Annotated in this window: 17 protein-coding genes; 7 read left to right on the top strand and 10 right to left on the bottom strand. The window is 72.3% G+C overall.

Features of this window, described 5'->3' with window-relative positions:
- Positions 1-62: 62 nt before the first annotated feature.
- A complete protein-coding gene (locus HOO61_RS15510) occupies positions 63-1,064 on the bottom strand; it encodes an alpha/beta hydrolase (protein ID WP_253942401.1) in 1,002 nt (333 codons plus the stop codon).
- 79 nt (positions 1,065-1,143) lie between these two features.
- Between HOO61_RS15510 and HOO61_RS24955 the strand changes: the two genes are divergently transcribed.
- Positions 1,144-2,280: a PP2C family protein-serine/threonine phosphatase gene (locus HOO61_RS24955; RefSeq protein ID WP_172259897.1), complete on the top strand. Its 1,137-nt coding sequence runs from the start codon at positions 1,144-1,146 to the stop codon at positions 2,278-2,280.
- Here HOO61_RS24955 and HOO61_RS15520 read toward each other — a convergent pair.
- The 5 genes from HOO61_RS15520 to HOO61_RS15540 all read right to left on the bottom strand — a co-directional run bounded on the left by HOO61_RS15520 (position 2,277) and on the right by HOO61_RS15540 (position 6,290).
- Complete coding sequence (locus tag HOO61_RS15520; protein WP_172259899.1) at positions 2,277-3,242, bottom strand: ATP-binding cassette domain-containing protein; 966 nt, start codon at positions 3,240-3,242, stop codon at positions 2,277-2,279. The two genes, HOO61_RS24955 and HOO61_RS15520, sit on opposite strands and share 4 nt — an antisense overlap.
- A gap of 2 nt (positions 3,243-3,244) precedes the next feature.
- Complete coding sequence (locus HOO61_RS15525) at positions 3,245-4,057, bottom strand: ABC-2 family transporter protein (protein ID WP_172259901.1); 813 nt, start codon at positions 4,055-4,057, stop codon at positions 3,245-3,247.
- Entirely contained in the window at positions 4,050-4,847 is a 798-nt protein-coding gene (locus tag HOO61_RS15530) for an ABC-2 family transporter protein (RefSeq protein ID WP_172259903.1), read from the bottom strand. Before HOO61_RS15530 ends, HOO61_RS15525 begins: the two co-directional genes overlap by 8 nt.
- Before the next feature lie 82 nt (positions 4,848-4,929).
- A complete protein-coding gene (locus HOO61_RS15535; protein ID WP_172259905.1) occupies positions 4,930-5,442 on the bottom strand; it encodes a CAP domain-containing protein in 513 nt (170 codons plus the stop codon).
- Positions 5,443-5,768: 326 nt separating this feature from the next.
- The gene (locus HOO61_RS15540; protein WP_172259907.1) at positions 5,769-6,290 is read right to left on the bottom strand and encodes a YbhB/YbcL family Raf kinase inhibitor-like protein; all 522 of its coding nucleotides are present in this window, start codon (positions 6,288-6,290) and stop codon (positions 5,769-5,771) included.
- Between the two features lie 49 nt (positions 6,291-6,339).
- On the opposite strand from HOO61_RS15540, the gene cobA reads away from it, so the two are divergent.
- Entirely contained in the window at positions 6,340-7,590 is a 1,251-nt protein-coding gene (gene cobA, locus HOO61_RS15545; protein ID WP_172259909.1) for a uroporphyrinogen-III C-methyltransferase, read from the top strand.
- Position 7,591: 1 nt separating this feature from the next.
- Positions 7,592-8,395 carry an RNA methyltransferase gene (locus HOO61_RS15550; RefSeq protein ID WP_172260182.1) on the top strand — a complete coding sequence of 268 codons (804 nt, stop codon included), beginning with the start codon at positions 7,592-7,594 and terminating at the stop codon, positions 8,393-8,395.
- A gap of 8 nt (positions 8,396-8,403) precedes the next feature.
- Here the strand turns inward: HOO61_RS15550 and HOO61_RS15555 are convergent, their stop codons facing one another.
- Genes HOO61_RS15555 through def form a run of 3 tightly spaced genes read right to left on the bottom strand, consistent with a single transcriptional unit; the run spans position 8,404 to position 10,451 of the window.
- The gene (locus HOO61_RS15555) at positions 8,404-9,015 is read right to left on the bottom strand and encodes a DedA family protein (RefSeq protein ID WP_172259911.1); all 612 of its coding nucleotides are present in this window, start codon (positions 9,013-9,015) and stop codon (positions 8,404-8,406) included.
- A gap of 15 nt (positions 9,016-9,030) precedes the next feature.
- Positions 9,031-9,825, bottom strand: coding sequence for a TrmH family RNA methyltransferase (locus tag HOO61_RS15560; RefSeq protein WP_367650199.1), 795 nt, complete (start codon positions 9,823-9,825; stop codon positions 9,031-9,033).
- Positions 9,822-10,451: a peptide deformylase gene (gene def, locus HOO61_RS15565; protein ID WP_172259913.1), complete on the bottom strand. Its 630-nt coding sequence runs from the start codon at positions 10,449-10,451 to the stop codon at positions 9,822-9,824. Before def ends, HOO61_RS15560 begins: the two co-directional genes overlap by 4 nt.
- Positions 10,452-10,537: 86 nt before the next feature.
- Between def and HOO61_RS15570 the strand changes: the two genes are divergently transcribed.
- Both HOO61_RS15570 and HOO61_RS15575 read left to right on the top strand, forming a co-directional pair.
- Complete coding sequence (locus HOO61_RS15570) at positions 10,538-11,920, top strand: acyl-CoA dehydrogenase family protein (RefSeq protein WP_172259915.1); 1,383 nt, start codon at positions 10,538-10,540, stop codon at positions 11,918-11,920.
- Positions 11,920-13,140 (top strand): acyl-CoA dehydrogenase family protein, encoded by a 1,221-nt coding sequence (locus HOO61_RS15575; protein ID WP_172259917.1) that lies wholly within the window; start codon positions 11,920-11,922, stop codon positions 13,138-13,140. Before HOO61_RS15570 ends, HOO61_RS15575 begins: the two co-directional genes overlap by 1 nt.
- A 57-nt stretch (positions 13,141-13,197) precedes the next feature.
- On the opposite strand, the gene HOO61_RS15580 is transcribed toward HOO61_RS15575, so the two are convergent.
- Positions 13,198-13,485: a YiaA/YiaB family inner membrane protein gene (locus HOO61_RS15580; protein WP_172259919.1), complete on the bottom strand. Its 288-nt coding sequence runs from the start codon at positions 13,483-13,485 to the stop codon at positions 13,198-13,200.
- A 97-nt stretch (positions 13,486-13,582) separates the two neighbouring features.
- Here HOO61_RS15580 and HOO61_RS15585 point away from each other — a divergent pair, with 97 nt between their 5' ends.
- Both HOO61_RS15585 and HOO61_RS15590 read left to right on the top strand, forming a co-directional pair.
- Positions 13,583-15,025: an aminotransferase class V-fold PLP-dependent enzyme gene (locus tag HOO61_RS15585; RefSeq protein WP_216658924.1), complete on the top strand. Its 1,443-nt coding sequence runs from the start codon at positions 13,583-13,585 to the stop codon at positions 15,023-15,025.
- Positions 15,022-15,639, top strand: a complete 618-nt coding sequence (locus HOO61_RS15590) for a hypothetical protein (protein WP_172259921.1) — start codon at positions 15,022-15,024, stop codon at positions 15,637-15,639. Before HOO61_RS15585 ends, HOO61_RS15590 begins: the two co-directional genes overlap by 4 nt.
- Positions 15,640-15,642: the final 3 nt, after the last annotated feature.

The following is a 15,642-nucleotide window of genomic DNA, read 5'->3' on the forward strand; positions in this document are numbered from 1 at the left end:
GGATCTCGTGGGTGGAGCTTCCATGAATCCGCGGGGGATCAGCGGTGAGCACGTCGCCGGGCTCATGTGGTCGGCTGGAAACCATGTCGCGACGTCGCGGCCTCCCGATCCACCCACGCCGCCAGCCACCGGTCGAGGACGTCGTACGCCTCCTCGCGGACGGGCGGGCGGGAGAGGACGACGTCGTGGATGGCGCCCTCGATCGCGATCGAGGTGACGTGGCGACCGACCGACGAGGCCCAGTGCCGGATCTGCTCCACGTCGAGCACGATGTCGTGCGTCGTGGCGCTCTCGTCGGTCTGCTCGCCGAACCAGGACCGGGCCGAGGAGAGCACGAGCGTGGGGGCATCGATGTCGAGTCCGGCGTGCAGCAGCGCGTGGCCGCGTCGTACGGCGCGCAGCCACCCGACGTACACGGGCCGCGACTCGAGCGGCTTCCAGGTGAGGTCGTAGTCCCACTCGCCGCCGTGCTCGCGGTGCAGCGCACGGCCGTAGACCGTGCTGACCTTGCGGGGGATCTCCTGCATCGGCCGGCTGGTGCCGAGCCGCTCGATCGCCAGGCGCGCCGCCGGGCTGCGCAGCCACGCCGCCCCCTGCATGTCGAACCAGGGGGAGTTGAGCACCATCGCGGTCAGCTCGGTCGGCCGGCGCTCCCGCACCCAGAGCGGCACGGTCAGGCCGCCGGTCGAGTGACCCGAGGCGATCACCTCGCGGTGCCCGTCGCGCTGGGTGATCCGCCACCACGCCAGGTCGATCTCGGCGAAGTACTCGCCGAGGTCGGCGACGTAGTGCGGGGTCTGGTGGTCGCGCAGGGAGCGGCCGTACTTGCGGAGGTCCAGGGCGTAGAACGTGTAGCCGCGATCCGCCCACCACCGGGCGTACTCGGTGTGGAAGAAGTAGTCGGCGAAGCCGTGGACGTGCAGCACGGCGCGGCCGTTGGGACGGTCGGGCGCCAGCGTCACGAGCGTGGCGACGACGGGGCCCTCGGGATCGGGTGGGAGCGAGATCGTCTCCACCCGGAAGTCAGGACCGAGGATGTCGGCCTGCAGCGGGACCAGCGGCATGCGGGGAGCCTATCGACCGGCTGCGCCGACTTTCCCGGTTCACCCTCGGGGAACATCTGTCGAGCCCTACCCTTCGGACGTGTCGAGTGCGCTGGGGTCCGTGGCGCGCGGCATCACGTCGTACGTCCAGCAGCGCGTCGCGGGCTGGCGCACCGGATCGCGCGGCAGCCAGGCGTTCCTCCTGCTCGTGCTCGTCGCCTCCGTGGCCGTCGCCGTGGGCATCGGGGAGCTGGCGCAGGTCGTCGTCCCGGTGGCGCTGTGGTTCCTCTTCCTGATGCTCGGCCTCATGCTGCTGCGCTTCGTGCCCCTGCTGCTGCTGACCGTGGTCCTGGTGGCGGCGGCCCTCTGGACGTCGGTCGAGACCGGCTTCAGCACCCCGAGCCGCGAGGCGGCGCTGGTCATCCTCGCCGTGGGCGTGCTGCTCGCGATCTACCAGGCCAGCCGCCAGCGCTCGGGCCTGCCGATGGCGCTCAGCGAGGCCGTGCTGAGCCAGCTGCGTGACCGCCTGCAGCGCCAGGGCGTCGTGCCGCCGCTGCCCCGCGGCTGGCGCTCCGAGTCCGCCACCATCACCGCCAACGGACCGAGCTATGCCGGTGACTTCCTCGTCGCCGACCTGCGCGAGGGACGGTGGCTGGAGATGGCCCTGGTCGACGTGTGCGGCAAGGGGACGTCCGTCGGCCCGCAGGCGCTGCAGTTCGCCGGCGCCCTCGGCGGCCTGATCGGGGCCCTGCCCCCGGCCGAGCTGATGGCCGCTGCCAACCACTTCCTGCTCCGCCAGGAGTCCGACGAGTCGCTGGCGACGGCCGTGCACATCAAGGTCGACCTGGTCACCGGCGACTACACGATCACCAGCGCCGGCCACCCGCCCGCCCTCCACTGGCACCTCGGCCAGCGCGGCTGGTCGGTCGACAACGCGCGCGGCATGGCGCTCGGCGTCATCGACGAGGCCGACTTCACCCCGAGTCGCGGTCGGCTCCGCCCGGGGGAGGCGCTGATGTTCTACACCGACGGCGTCATCGAGTCCGCGGACAAGGACCTCGACGCCGGCATCGAGTGGCTGCGGCACGAGGCGCTCAAGGCGGTCGACGCCCGCGGCTTCACCGGCATGCCCAAGCGGGTGCTCAAGAAGGTGCCGCGCGGGGACGACGACCGCGCCATGCTCGTGCTGGAGCGCCAGGCGCTGACCTCGCCCGAGCTGCTGGGTGGGGTCACTTAGGCGCGCGAGTAGAGCTCGCGGATCACGTCCTCGATGTCGGGCTCCTGGATCGACAGGTCCGCCACGTCGTACGACGCCGCGACCGCGGCCACGATGGGCGCGGCGCTCGCGTCGGCCGGGAAGGACAACCACTGCCGCGGTCCGTCGACCCGGCGCACGGTCGCCCCGGGCACGACGACGGGCGGCGCCTCGTCGACGAGGTCGACCACGAGCATGCGGGACGAACCGCCCTGGGCGTGGAGCCCGGCGAGCGGGCCGTCGTACACCGACGTCCCGTGGTCGATCACGATGACGCGGTCACAGAGCGCCTCGATGTCCTGCAGGTCGTGGGTCGTGAGGACCAGGGTGGTGCCGCGCTCGTCGTTGAGCGCGCGGAGGAACTCGCGCAGCCGGCCCTTGCTGACGACGTCGAGGCCGATCGTCGGCTCGTCGAGGTAGAGCACCTCGGGGTCGTGCAGCAGGGCTGCGGTGATGTCGCCGCGCATCCGCTGGCCCAGGCTGAGCTGGCGCACCGGCGTGTCGAGCTGGTCGCCGAGGTCGAGCAGGTCGACGAACCGGTCGAGGTTGTCGCGGTAGCGCGCGGGCGAGATCCGGTACATCTTCTGCAGCAGCTCGAAGGAGTCGCGCAGCGGCAGGTCCCACCACAGCGTCGATCGCTGGCCGAAGACCACGCCGATCCGCCGGGCGAGCTCGACCCGGTCGCGGCTGGGGTCGAGACCGGCGACCCTGACCTGCCCACCGGTGGGCACCAAGATCCCGGTCAGCATCTTGATCGTGGTCGACTTCCCGGCACCGTTGGGCCCGATGTAGCCGACCATCTCGCCGGCATCGACGGCGAACGTCAGGTCGTGGACGGCGAGCACGGACTCGCGGACCCGCCGTCGCCGGCCGTCGACCCGGCGCCGTACGTCGAAGGTGCGCTCGAGGTCACGCACGTCGATCAGTGGCCCTGTGGCAGGCATGGTCAGCTCCCCGTGGAGGTGTAGTGGCGGACGCCGGAGCGCCACACGAGCAGGGCGGCGGCCATCGTCAGCAGACCCGCCACCGGTGAGGCGAACTGGAACGCCTCGGGCATCCCCGCCGGGTCGGTGCGGCCGAGGAGGTAGAGGCAGGGGTACCAGTTGACGAAGGCGACCGGGATGACGAACGTCAGGCCCACCAGGACCTCGCGCGGGAAGATGTTGAGCGGGTACTGGGTGATCGTCGCACCGCCGTAGGTGAAGGCGTTGGCGAACTCCGTCGCGTCGGTCGTCCAGAACTGGACGCAGGAGAAGCCGACGAAGAGCCCGAAGAACAGCAGGCCGCCGCTGAGCAGCATCGACACCGCCACCAGCGCGCGCGACGGCGTCCAGTCGACGTAGGTACACGCCCACCCGAACACGATCGACGCCTGGGTCAGCCGCCCGAGCCGGCGCAGCGTGAACTGGTCGGCGCACACCTGGACGAGCAGCGGCACCGGCTTGGTCATCATCTGGTCCAGCCGACCGGTGCGGATGTAGGTGCCGATCCGCTCGACGCTGCCGATCGCGGTGTCGGCCACCGCCAGCGCGAGGGACGCGCTGCCGTAGAGCAGCGCCACCTCGGGGAGCGTGAAGCCTCCGAGATCGTCGAGGTGGGCGAACATGATCCAGAGCCCCACGAAGTCGAGACCGGTGATCAGCCCGTTGCCCACCGCGAGCAGCACGAACGACGTCGGGTACTGCCAGGCGGCGCGGATCCAGAGCCACGCGATCTGGAAGTAGGTGCGCAGGTGCAGCGCAGGTCCGGACTCAGCCACCCTGCACCACCACCTTGCGGGTGGCCAGGCGCAGCACGCCCTGGCACCCGGCGAGCAGCACGACGGCCCACATCACCTGGAAGCCGAGCGCGGCGAGGAGGTCGACGCCCGTGTGCTTGCCGAGCCAGACGTCGGCGGGGACCTGGACGTACGACGCCCACGGCAGGGCGCGGGCGAGCGTGCCGAGCCAGCCGGGGAAGAGCACGAGCGGCAGCATCATCCCGCTGAAGAAGATCGCGAAGGCTCCGCTCATCACCTTCACGCCGGACTGGTCGAGCAACCAGAAGGCGGTGCTCGCGACGAGGAAGCGGATCGCGAAGCTCACGACCACCGCCAGCACCAACGACACCGCGAAGGCGAGCGCGGTCAGGGGGGAGGAGGGGAGCGAGATCTCGAAGACCAGGAAGCCGATGATCGTGGGCCCGACCCCCCGCGTGAGGAGGTGGTACGCCGCCCGGCCGAGGTCGCTGGCGAGGTACCACCCGACGAGCCCGACGGGGCGGTAGAGGTCGATCGCCACGTCACCGGTGCGGATGCGCTCGGCGAGGTCGTCGGTGGTCCCGCCACCCCAGAGGGCGATGGTCATCAGCAGCGCCTGGCCGAGCCAGACGTAGGTCACCGCGTCCTGGGCGTCGTACCCGCCAGCGGTGGGGTTGGCCCTCCACAGCGCGAGGTAGGCGTAGGAGTAGATGATCCCGAACACCGAGTTGGTGAAGATCCCGGCGAGCGTCGCGGCCCGGTAGGTGGAGTAGCGGCGGAACGCGCGGGTCGCGATGGCGACGTGCAGCACGCTTCCCCCTCAACGACGACGATCCCCGGTCCACCCACGAGGGGGCCGGGGATCGTCTCACACGGTAGGGGTGCCGTGCACCTCAGCCGTGGCGGACGAGGTTGACCACACCGATGGTGCGGCCCTGGGAGTCGCGGGTGATCGCGACGCCGGCGCGCTTGGCGCGGGGGCTCAGCAGGATCTCCCGGTGGCCGGGGGAGTCGAGCCACAGCTCGACCATCGTCTCCGGGCTCAGCGCGGTGCCGCGGACGAGCGTCTCCCCGGCCCAGGAGTTGTCGCACCTGCGGATGACCTCGCGCTGGTCGCGGTGCTCGAGCACGCCGGTGCGGGCGATCCGGGCGCCCCACTTCTCGGCCAGCCGGTCGGTGCACACGTCGAAGGTCCGGATCTTGGCCAGGCCGTTCTGGGCGCGCGCCTCGTTGATCCGGACCATGAGGGCCTCCTCGAGCTGCGCGCTGCTGGCGCTCGCGTCGACCGCGGAGGCGCTGCGGGGCACGGACCACGTGGCGGCGTCGGCGGTCGCGGGGACGCCGCAGGCGACGGCGAGGGCCACGCCGAGGGCGGCCAGGCGCGAGAGGGCGGGAGAGTGACGCACGGGGGTTCCTCCAGGGGGATCCGCGCATCGGGGGTGCGGATCTTGACGGAATCTATAGAAAATTCGCGGTTGACCCTAAGCAGAGGATGTGTAAGAAGTCGAGTCTCCGTTGCCTGCAGGCCGTTCATGCGCCGAGGATCATCAATTTTTGGCAGGTACTTCGCCGGTACAGATGAAAGCGGCTTGACGGTTTCTCCATGACGGAAACGCCAAAAAAGAGACCCGTGGTCTGGACCTGTCGGTCCAGCACACGGGTCTTGGGGGGCGGATGGGGCGGATGTGACCGTTGGGGCGCCCGTGGTGCGGCGCGCCGGCCTCCGGTCAGGTCAGTGCTGGTAGGTGCCGTGCAGGATGGCGCGGCCGAGCGTCTTGAAGGCCAGGTTGAAGGAGACGACCGCGTTGGAGGCGTCGGCGTCGACCCCCAGGGTGGCGTCCTTCACCGCGTGGACCACGAAGAAGTAGCGGTGCGGGTGGTCACCCTCGGGCGGTGCGGCACCCATGAAGCCGGCCTCGCCGCCGTCGTTGCGCACGTGGAAGGCGTTGCCCGGCAGGTCGCCCGAGGCCGCTCCGGTGTCGAGCGAGGTGACGTCCGCCGGGATGTCGACCAGGCACCAGTGCCAGAACCCGCTCGGGGTCGGCGCGTCGGGGTCGAAGCAGGTCACCACGTAGGACTGGGTGCCCTCCGGTGCCCCCGACCAGCTCAGCTGCGGCGAGGTGTTGCCGAGGGCGGCCACCTGGTCGTCCTTGAGAGGGGCGCCGTCGGTGACGTCCTCGCTCGTGACGGTGAAGGACGCGGTCGCCGGCAGGTAGTCGTAGGGGTTGGGGGCCACGGGTCGCTCGATGCTCATCCCTCGAACGTAGCCACCTCCCACCACCTCGGAAAGGGACAATCGAGTCATGACCGATCGCGGCGACGACTCTCGTCCCTACCTGGCCGGGCTGGTGCTGACCGGTCGCCGGGTCGTCGTCGTCGGTGGTGGGCACGTGGCACAGAGACGCGTCTCGGGCCTCCTCGGCGCCGGCGCGGACGTGACCGTCGTCAGCCTCGAGGTGACGCCGGCGCTCGAGGGGCTGGCGGGCGAGCTCACCCTGGTGCTGCGGGAGTTCACCGAGACCGACCTCGACGGTGCCTGGTACGTCGTCGCCGCGACCGACGACCCGGCCGTCAACGCCCGCGTGGTGGCGGCCGCCGACGCCCGCCACACGTTCTGCGTCCGCGCCGACGACGCCCTCGGCGGCACCGCCTGGACGCCCGCGGTCGGCCACCACGGCAGCGTGACCGTCGGGGTGCTCGGCAACCGCGAGCCACGCAAGTCCGCCGCGCTGCGCGACGACATCGTCACCGCGCTGCGCGACGGGCACCTGACGGCCTCCGAGGCGCTCGACCGCAGCCCGGGCGTCGTCCTCGTGGGTGGCGGACCCGGTGAGCCGGAGCTCGTGACCGTCGCCGCCCGCCACGCCCTCGCGACCGCCGACGTCGTCGTCGCCGACCGGCTCGCCCCGCGGGAGCTGCTCGACGAGCTCGGTCCCGACGTCGAGCTGATCGACGTGGCCAAGCTGCCCCGCGGTCGCTCGGCGTCGCAGCAGAGCATCAACGAGGTGATCGTCGACCGGGCACGCGCCGGCAAGCGCGTGGTGCGCTTCAAGGGGGGCGACAACTTCGTCTTCGGCCGTGGCTACGAGGAGCTGCTCGCCTGCGCTGCCGCCGACGTGCCGGTCACCGTCGTGCCCGGCCTCAGCTCGGCCATCGCCGTGCCCGCCCGGGTCGGCATCCCGGTCACCCACCGCGGGATCGCCCACGAGTTCACCGTGATCTCCGGCCACCTCCCGCCCGGCCACCCGGAGTCCCTGGTCGCGTGGGACGCGGTCGCCGGCCTGCGGGGCACCCTCGTCCTGCTCATGGCCGTCGACAACGCGCCGGCGATCGCGCACGCGCTGCTCGACGGCGGGCGCGACGCCGCGACACCGGTGGCCGTCATCGTCGACGGCACCATGCCCACCGAGCGCACGGTCCTCAGCACCCTCGGCACCCTCGCCGACGACCTGGTCGCCCACCGGGTCGTCCCGCCCGCGATCATCGTGGTGGGCGAGGTCGTCGCCGTGGCCCGTCCGGCTCACTATGCAGATCCTGGGCCGGGGCGTGACTGAGGTGTCCGGGTTGGTCGAGATCTCCGACCCCGACGACCCGCGCCTGGCCGACTACCGCGACCTGCGCGACGTCGAGCTGCGCAAGAGCCTCGAGGCCGAGCACGGGCTCTTCCTCGCGGAGGGGGAGAAGGTGGTGCGCCGGGCCGTGGAGGCCGGCCACGAGGCGCGGTCCTTCCTGATGGCGCCACGCTGGCTCGACGGCCTCGACGACGTGCTCGCCCGCAGTGCCGCTCCCTGCTACGTCCTGTCCGAGGCGCTCATCGGGCAGGTCACCGGATTCCACGTGCACCGCGGCGCGCTGGCGTCGCTGCGCAGGAGGCCGCTGCCGACCGTGGACGACGTGCTCGACGGCGCCCGCTCGGTCCTGGTGCTCGAGGACCTCGTCGACCACACCAACGTCGGCGCGGTCTTCCGCTCCGGAGCCGCGCTGGGCTTCGACGCGGTGCTCCTGTCGCCGCGGTGTGCCGATCCGCTCTACCGCCGCTCGATCAAGGTCGGCATGGGGGCGGTGTTCTCCACGCCCTGGACCCGCCTGCCCGACTGGTACGACGCCCTGCCGGACCTGGCGCGGCGCGGCTGGACGACGGTCGCCCTGACCCTCGGCCCCGACTCGGTCCCCATCGAGGAGGCCGTCGCGGGCGTCGACCGCCTCGCCCTGGTGCTGGGCTCGGAGGGGCACGGCCTGTCGTCGCGCTGGGAGACCTCGGCCGATCGTCGTGCCGTGATCCCGATGGCGGCCGGCATCGACTCCCTCAACGTCGCGGCCGCCAGCGCGGTGGCCTGCTACGCCGCGGCGCGTCGCTGAGGCTCAGGTCAGTCGGTGGTCAGGCGGTGCCGCAACCGCCGGGCGGCCACGAACACCACGACGAGGCCGATCAGCACGTAGACGACGTTGCTGACCGGGCCGACGTACCCCTCCACGAGGTGCCACTGGGCGCCGAGCTCGTAACCGGCGAGGATCAGCGCTGCGTTCCAGACGAGGCTCCCGGCAGTCGTGAAGAGGCAGAAGCGGGGGAGCGGCATCCGATCGATCCCGGCGGGGATGGAGATCAGGCTGCGCACCCCGGGCACCAGCCGGCCGACGAAGACCGCGGTGCGCCCGTGCCGGCCGAACCAGGTCACGGCCCTGCGCACGTCGTGGGCGTGCATCAGGGGGATGCGGTCAGCCAGCGCGCAGATCCGCTCCAGGCCCCACGCGGCGCCGAGCCAGTAGAGGGCGAGGGCACCGACGAGGGAGCCGGCCGTCGCCCACGCGATCGCCGCACCGAGGCTGTAGTAGCCCTGGCTCGCGGTGTAGCCCGCCAGGGGCAGCACCAGCTCGCTCGGCACGGGCGGGAACACCGTCTCGAGGGCGGTGGCGAGACCGACGCCGGGGGATCCGATCGTGCGCATGACGAGCACGACCCAGTCGAGCACTGCCTCCATGTCGTACGACGCCCCTCAGCCGCGCTGTCGCAGGGACTCGTGCAGCACGATCGAGCCCGCCACAGCGGCGTTGAGGGAGGAGGCGGTGCCGACCATCGAGATGGCGACGACCTCGTCGCACGCCGCGCGCCAGCCCGAGGACAGGCCGTGGGTCTCGTTGCCGACGACGACCACGAGGCGTCCGCCGAGGTCGGCGTCGGCGAGGGCGCTGCCGTCCTCGTCGGTGCCGACGATGCGGTAGCCGTGGACATGGGCGTGCTCGACGACCGGGCCGGGACCGGGCACCCGCAGCACCGTCAGGGCGAAGAGCGAACCGGTGCTGGCCCGCACGGCCTGCGGGTCGTAGGGGTCGGCGGCGTGCCCGGTGACCACGAGCGCGGACGCGCCGAAGGCGTCCGCCGAGCGGGCGAGCGTGCCGATGTTGCCCGGGCTCGTCGGGCGGTCGAAGACCACGACCGGGCCGTGCGGCCGCCGCGACTCCTCGAGGCGGGCGACCCCGTCCTCGGGCATCTCGACGACCGCGACCAGCTCGGCCCCCTCCTCACGTCCGCTGAGCCGGGCGTGGAGCTCGGGGGAGAGCATCACCCGCTCGGCGTCGGTCGTCGACCACAGGCTGTCGGACCAGGTGGAGGTGGCGCCGTCGGCGCGCAGCAGCGCCCGTACGGTCCAGCCCTCCTCGACGGCCCGCGTGATCGGCCGGACGCCCTGCACCAGGAACTCCCGGTTGCGGTGCCGCTTGGAACGGTTGGTCAGCAGCGCCTCCCACTGCTGGAAGCGTGCGTTCTCCCGGGTGATGCGCAGATCGTTCACGCGGGGGCCTCGGCGGGCCAGGACAGCGGGTAGTCCTCGACGGCGGCATCGTGCTTCTTGGTCAGTCGCTTGCGCGACTTCGCCGAGAGACGGTCGCCGAAGACGGTGCCGAGGGTGTGGTCGGTCTCGTGCTGGAGGCAGCGGGCGAGGAGGCCGTCGCCCTCGAACGAGACGGGCTCGCCGTCGAGGCCCTGTCCGTCGACGCGCGCCCAGTCGGGGCGGGGGCAGGGCTCGAACGAGCCGGGGAAGGACAGGCAGCCCTCGTCGTCGTCCTCGAGGCGCCGGTCCTTGCCCTCGGGGAGCGTGAGGACGGGGTTGCAGACGACGCCGACGGTCCGCACGCCCTCGTCGTCGGGGCAGTCGAAGACGAACATCGCCACGTCCTCGCCGATCTGGCAGGCGGCCAGTCCGACCCCCTCCGCGGCGTACATCGTGGCGACCATGTCGGCGGCCAGTGCGGCGAGCGCGTCGTCGTACGACGTCACCGCGGCCTGCGGTCGGTGCATGACCGGCGTGCCCCAGCGGGTGATCGGTCGGACCGCACCGCCGTCGGGGAGGGGACCGTGGGGCGCCCGGACCCCGGGGTCGGTGCCGGTCTGGGCGTCGGTCGGCTGCTCGTCGGGCATGCGGGGATCCTAGCCAGCCGGGGGTCTGGCGCCCGCACGGTGGAGGGGCGCTGGCGAAGTGTGTAACTCGGAGTTACATTGGAGCCATGTCCTTCATCAGCAGCCTGCGGCCCGGTGGCCGCCACGGGTTGTCGTCCCGGGAGTCACGCGACGCGATCGGTCTGGCCGTCGCCGCCGTCAACCGACTGGCGCAGAGCGAGCTCCTCGACCGCGTGGGCCTGCGCAGGCAGGCGGAGCAGGCGGTCTACACGACGACACGCAGCGGGTTCCGGGTGGCGACGGCCGCCGGTCGCACGTTCGCCCGCGCTGGCCGCCGGACCGCCGGGGCCCGCCCGGCCAGCGCCGAGTCGCGCGGGGTCTTCGACCTCACGCCCACCGAGGACGAGGAGATGCTGCTCGACGTCGTCCGCGAGCTCGCGGACGAGGTGCTCCGTCCCGCCGCGTCCGCGGCCGACGACGCGTGCGCGCCCCCGACGGAGGTCGTGACCGCAGCCGAGGAGGTGGGGTTGCCCGTCCTGGGCGTCCCCGAGCAGCTCGGCGGCATCATGGAGGAGCGGTCGGCCATGGCCGGCGCGCTCGTCGCCGAGGCCCTGGCCCACGGCGACATGGGGCTCGCCGTCGCCACCCTCGCGCCCGGGTCCGTCGCCACCGCGATCGCCCTGTGGGGCAGCGACGCCCAGCAGCAGACCTACCTGCCCGCCTTCACCGGCAGCGGCGGCAGCTCCACCGGACCGGGCGTCCCGGCCGCAGCGCTCGCCCTCGCCGAGCCGCGGGTGCTCTTCGACCCCTTCGACCTCACGACCGCGGCCCGCCGCGACGGGGAAGGCTTCGTCCTCGACGGTGCGAAGTCCGCGGTCGTCCGTGGTGCCGACGCCGAGCTGTTCGTCGTCTCCGCGATGCTCGACGGCACGCCGGCGCTGTTCCTCGTCGAGTCCGGCACCGACGGGCTCGAGGTCGAGGCCGACCCGTCGATGGGAGTGCGCGCGGCCGGGTTGTCGCGCCTGCACCTCACCGGCGTACGGGTGGGCGCCGACGCGCTCCTCGGCGACACCGACGGCACGGCCCACGCCGAGTGCGTCCGACTCTCCCGCCTGGCCTGGTGCGCGCTCGCGGTCGGCACCGCGCAGGCAGTGCTGGACTACGTGAAGCCCTACGTCAACGAGCGCGTCGCGTTCGGGGAGCCGATCAGCCACCGCCAGTCGGTGGCCTTCATGGTCGCCGACATGGCGATCGAGGTGCAGGCGATGCGCCTGCTCACCTGGAAGGCGGCCTCCCGCGCCGCCCGCGGTCAGGACTTCTCCCGCGAGGTCGGTCTCGCCCGTCAGCTGTGCGCCGAGAAGGGCATGCGCATCGGGCTCGACGGCGTGCAGCTGCTCGGCGGGCACGGGTTCGTCAAGGAGCACCCGGTCGAACGGTGGTACCGCGACCTGCGGGCCGTCGGCGTGATGGAAGGCGCGGTGATGATCTGATGGCGATCAACCTCGAGACCCCCCGCAAGCTCGTCGGGCTGGTCGACCAGGCCCACCAGCTCGCGATGAACATGCTGCGCCCGATCTCGCGCACCTACGACCGCGCCGAGCACGCGTACCCCAAGGAGCTCGACATGCTCGCCGCGCTGATCGACGGCGTGTCCGAGACGGGGGCGACCGGCGGGGCCGGCGCGGGCGGCGTACGCCGTGACTCCTCCGCCGACGGCGACGACGACCGGGTCCGCAACGGGGCCAACCTCGCGTCCGTCCTCTCCGTCGCCGAGATGTGCTGGGGCGACACCGGCCTGCTGCTGTCGATGCCGCGCCAGGGCCTCGGCAACTCCGCGATCGCATCGGTCGCCGACGAGGAGCAGCTCGAGCGCTACCGGGGTACGTGGGCGGCCATGGCGATCACCGAGCCCGGCACGGGGTCGGACTCGGCCAACATCACCACCACGGCGGTCAGGGACGGCGACGAGTACGTCATCAACGGCGAGAAGATCTACGTGACCTCCGGCGAGCGCGCGGACTCGGTGGTGGTCTGGGCGACCCTCGACAAGGAGCTCGGCCGCGCCGCGATCAAGTCGTTCCTGGTCCGCAAGGACAACCCCGGCCTCAAGGTCGAGCGGCTCGAGCACAAGCTCGGCATCCGCGCCTCCGACACCGCGGTCATCACGTTCACCGACTGCCGCGTGCCGGCGGAGGACCTGCTCGGCTCGCCGGAGGTCGACACCAAGTCCGGCTTCGGTGGCGCGATGGCGACCTTCGACAACACCCGCCCGCTGGTCGCCGCGATGGCGGTCGGGTGCGCCCGGGCGTCGCTGGACCTGACCCGCGACCTGCTCGAGCAGGCCGGCGTGGTGATCGACTACGACCGTCCCGCGCAGTCCCAGTCCGCGGCGGCAGCGAGGTTCCTGCGGCTCGAGGCCGACTGGGAGGGTGCGAAGCTGCTGATGATGCAGGCGGCCTGGATGGCCGACAACCGCAAGCCCAACTCGCTCGAGGCGTCGATGGCGAAGGCCAAGGCCGGGCGCGTCGGTTCCGACGTGACGCTGTCGTGCGTCCAGCTGTGCGGCACCCTCGGCTACGGCGAGGGCGAGCTCCTGGAGAAGTGGGCGCGCGACTCCAAGATCCTCGACATCTTCGAGGGCACCCAGCAGATCCAGCAGCTCATCGTCGCCCGCCGGGTGCTGGGGCTGACCAGCTCGGAGCTCAGGTAGGCCGCACGTGACGAAGCCCCCTCCCGGATCACCGGCAGGGGGCTTCGTGACGTGTGGTCAGGAGACGGACTTGAAGGGGTCGTGGTCGGCGAGGATCTTGTCGACGCGGGCCTGGTCGATGCGGGACACCACGTAGGAGTCCTCCTGGGCGTCGCGGACGCACTTGGCGAGGGTGAAGCTCGACGTCGTGAGGAACATGGTGCCGAGGCCGAGGAAGGCGCGGATCCACGGGTCGACGGGGAGGTAGAAGATCGCGAAGATCATGGTCAGCAGCGCGACGGCGAAGGAGACGCCGGCCTGCAGGAAGAAGGCGTTGGTGTTCTTGGTGGGAGTCGAGGAGGCCATGGGTCAACCGTCGTCCTCCTCGGGCGTCGCCGGAGCCGCAGGCCTACCCGACCCGGGCTGAGTACCCGCGCTCAACCGTGCCGAGTACGTTCGGCGCATGCCGGACCAGCCAGCCCACATGACGCCCGAGGAGTTCCGCCGCCACGGGCACGCCGCCATCGACTGGATCGCCGACTACTGGGCGTCCCTCGACGACCTGCCCGTGCGCGCCCAGGTCGCGCCCGGCGACGTACGACGCCTCCTGCCGGCGTCGGTGCCGGAGGAGGGCGAGCCGTTCGACGCCCTGCTCGCCGACCTCGACCGGGTCGTCGTGCCAGGCCTCACGCACTGGCAGCACCCGCGGTTCTTCGCCTACTTCCCGGCCAACTCGTCGCCGGCCGCGATCCTCGGCGACCTCCTCTCCAGCGGCATCGGGGCGCAGGGGATGATCTGGGCGACGAGCCCGGCGGTGACCGAGGTCGAGCAGGTGGTCCTGGACTGGTTCGCCGAGGCGCTGGGGCTCCCGGAGGCGTTCCGCAGTGATGGCCCGGGCGGCGGTGTCATCCAGGACACGGCGTCCACGGCGACGTTCACCGCGCTGCTGTCCGCGCTGCACCGCGCCAGCGGCGGCGACGTACGACGTCATGGCGTGGGCGACGCCGGCTGGCGGGTCTACGGCTCCACGCAGGCGCACTCGTCGCTGGTGAAGGCGGCGATGATGGCCGGCCTCGGCGAGGACGCTGTCCGCACGATCGCCGTCGACCCCAAGACCCAGGCGATGGACGTCGACACGCTGCGCGCCGCGATCGCCCAGGACTCCGCGGCCGGGCTGCGGCCGGTGATGGTGCACGTCGCCGCCGGCAGCACCTCGACGGGCGCGATGGACGACATCGCCGCCGTCGCCGACGTGGTGCGCGAGCACGGCCTCTGGGTCCACGTCGACGCGGCCTGGGCGGGTGTCGCCGCCGTCTGCCCCGAGCACCGCGACCACCTCGCAGGGGTCGAGGCGGCGGACTCGTTCGTCACCAACCCCCACAAGTGGCTGCTCACGACCTTCGACTGCAGCACCTTCTGGGTGCGCGACCGCGCCGCCCTGACCGGCGCGCTGTCGATCCTCCCGGAGTACCTGCGCAACGCGGCCACCGAGTCCGGCGAGGTCGTCGACTACCGCGACTGGCACCCGCAGCTCGGCCGCCGGTTCCGGGCGATCAAGCTGTGGGCGGTGCTGCGCACCTACGGGCTCGACGGGCTCCGCGCCCATGTCCGCAGCGGCATCGCGCTCGCCCAGCACGTCGCCGGCCTGGTCGCGGCCGACGACCGCTTCGAGATGGTGACCGAGCCGTCGCTCTCGCTCGTCGTCTTCCGGCTCACCGCCGGCGACGAGCAGACGATGGCCGCGATGGAGGCCGTCAACGCCTCGGGCGAGGCGTACCTCTCGCACACCACGGTCGAGGGCCGCGCGGCCATCCGGGTCGCGGTGGGCAGCTGGCGCACGACCGAGGCCGACGTGGACCGCACCTGGCGGGCGCTGCAGGACGCGGCTGACAAGGTTGCCCCATGAAGCTCTTCGCGGACACGCCCCTGCGCCGCACGCTGCAGGTGCTTGCCGACCTGCTGTTCGTCGCCTGGCTGGTGCTCTGGGTCTGGATCGGGACGGCCGTCCACGACGGCACCGCGCAGCTGGCCGAGCCCGCGCGGCAGACCGACTCGGCGGCGACGTCGATGGCGGAGCAGCTGCGCGACGCCGGTGGTCAGCTGGGGGAGGCGCCGCTGGTCGGCGACGAGCTGGCGGTGCCGTTCGACCGGGCGGCCGACGCCTCCGACGGGATCGCCGCCGCCGGGCGCGACACCGTGGAGGCGGTGGAGCAGCTCGCGCTGCTGCTCGGCCTGTCGGTGGCGCTGATCCCGATCCTCATCGTCTCGGCGATCCACCTGCCGCTCAGGTGGCGCTTCATCCGCCAGGCGACGGCCGGCGCGCGGTTCATCGACGCCTCCGAGGACCTCGACCTGTTCGCCCTGCGCGCGCTGGCCAACCAGCCGATGCACGTGCTCGCCCGCGTCAGCGACGACCCGGCCGGGGCGTGGCGCGCGCGGGACCCCGACGTCGTACGACGCCTGGCGGCCCTCGAGCTCGCGGACGCCGGGCTGCGTCCGAAGCGCCTCCCGGCCGCGTAGAGT

Origin of the sequence: Nocardioides sp. zg-1230 (assembly GCF_013155335.1) — a bacterium.
Taxonomy (GTDB): domain Bacteria; phylum Actinomycetota; class Actinomycetes; order Propionibacteriales; family Nocardioidaceae; genus Nocardioides.

Coding starts and splice junctions, on each gene's coding strand:
- def (WP_172259913.1), bottom strand. CDS start 10,451: ATGCCCGACGAGCAGCCGACCGACGCCCAGACCGGCACCGACCCCGGG.
- cobA (WP_172259909.1), top strand. CDS start 6,340: ATGACCGATCGCGGCGACGACTCTCGTCCCTACCTGGCCGGGCTGGTG.
- HOO61_RS15510 (WP_253942401.1), bottom strand. CDS start 1,064: ATGCCGCTGGTCCCGCTGCAGGCCGACATCCTCGGTCCTGACTTCCGG.
- HOO61_RS15555 (WP_172259911.1), bottom strand. CDS start 9,015: ATGGAGGCAGTGCTCGACTGGGTCGTGCTCGTCATGCGCACGATCGGA.
- HOO61_RS15570 (WP_172259915.1), top strand. CDS start 10,538: ATGTCCTTCATCAGCAGCCTGCGGCCCGGTGGCCGCCACGGGTTGTCG.
- HOO61_RS15590 (WP_172259921.1), top strand. CDS start 15,022: ATGAAGCTCTTCGCGGACACGCCCCTGCGCCGCACGCTGCAGGTGCTT.
- HOO61_RS15520 (WP_172259899.1), bottom strand. CDS start 3,242: ATGCCTGCCACAGGGCCACTGATCGACGTGCGTGACCTCGAGCGCACC.
- HOO61_RS15540 (WP_172259907.1), bottom strand. CDS start 6,290: ATGAGCATCGAGCGACCCGTGGCCCCCAACCCCTACGACTACCTGCCG.
- HOO61_RS15585 (WP_216658924.1), top strand. CDS start 13,583: ATGCCGGACCAGCCAGCCCACATGACGCCCGAGGAGTTCCGCCGCCAC.
- HOO61_RS15580 (WP_172259919.1), bottom strand. CDS start 13,485: ATGGCCTCCTCGACTCCCACCAAGAACACCAACGCCTTCTTCCTGCAG.
- HOO61_RS15575 (WP_172259917.1), top strand. CDS start 11,920: ATGGCGATCAACCTCGAGACCCCCCGCAAGCTCGTCGGGCTGGTCGAC.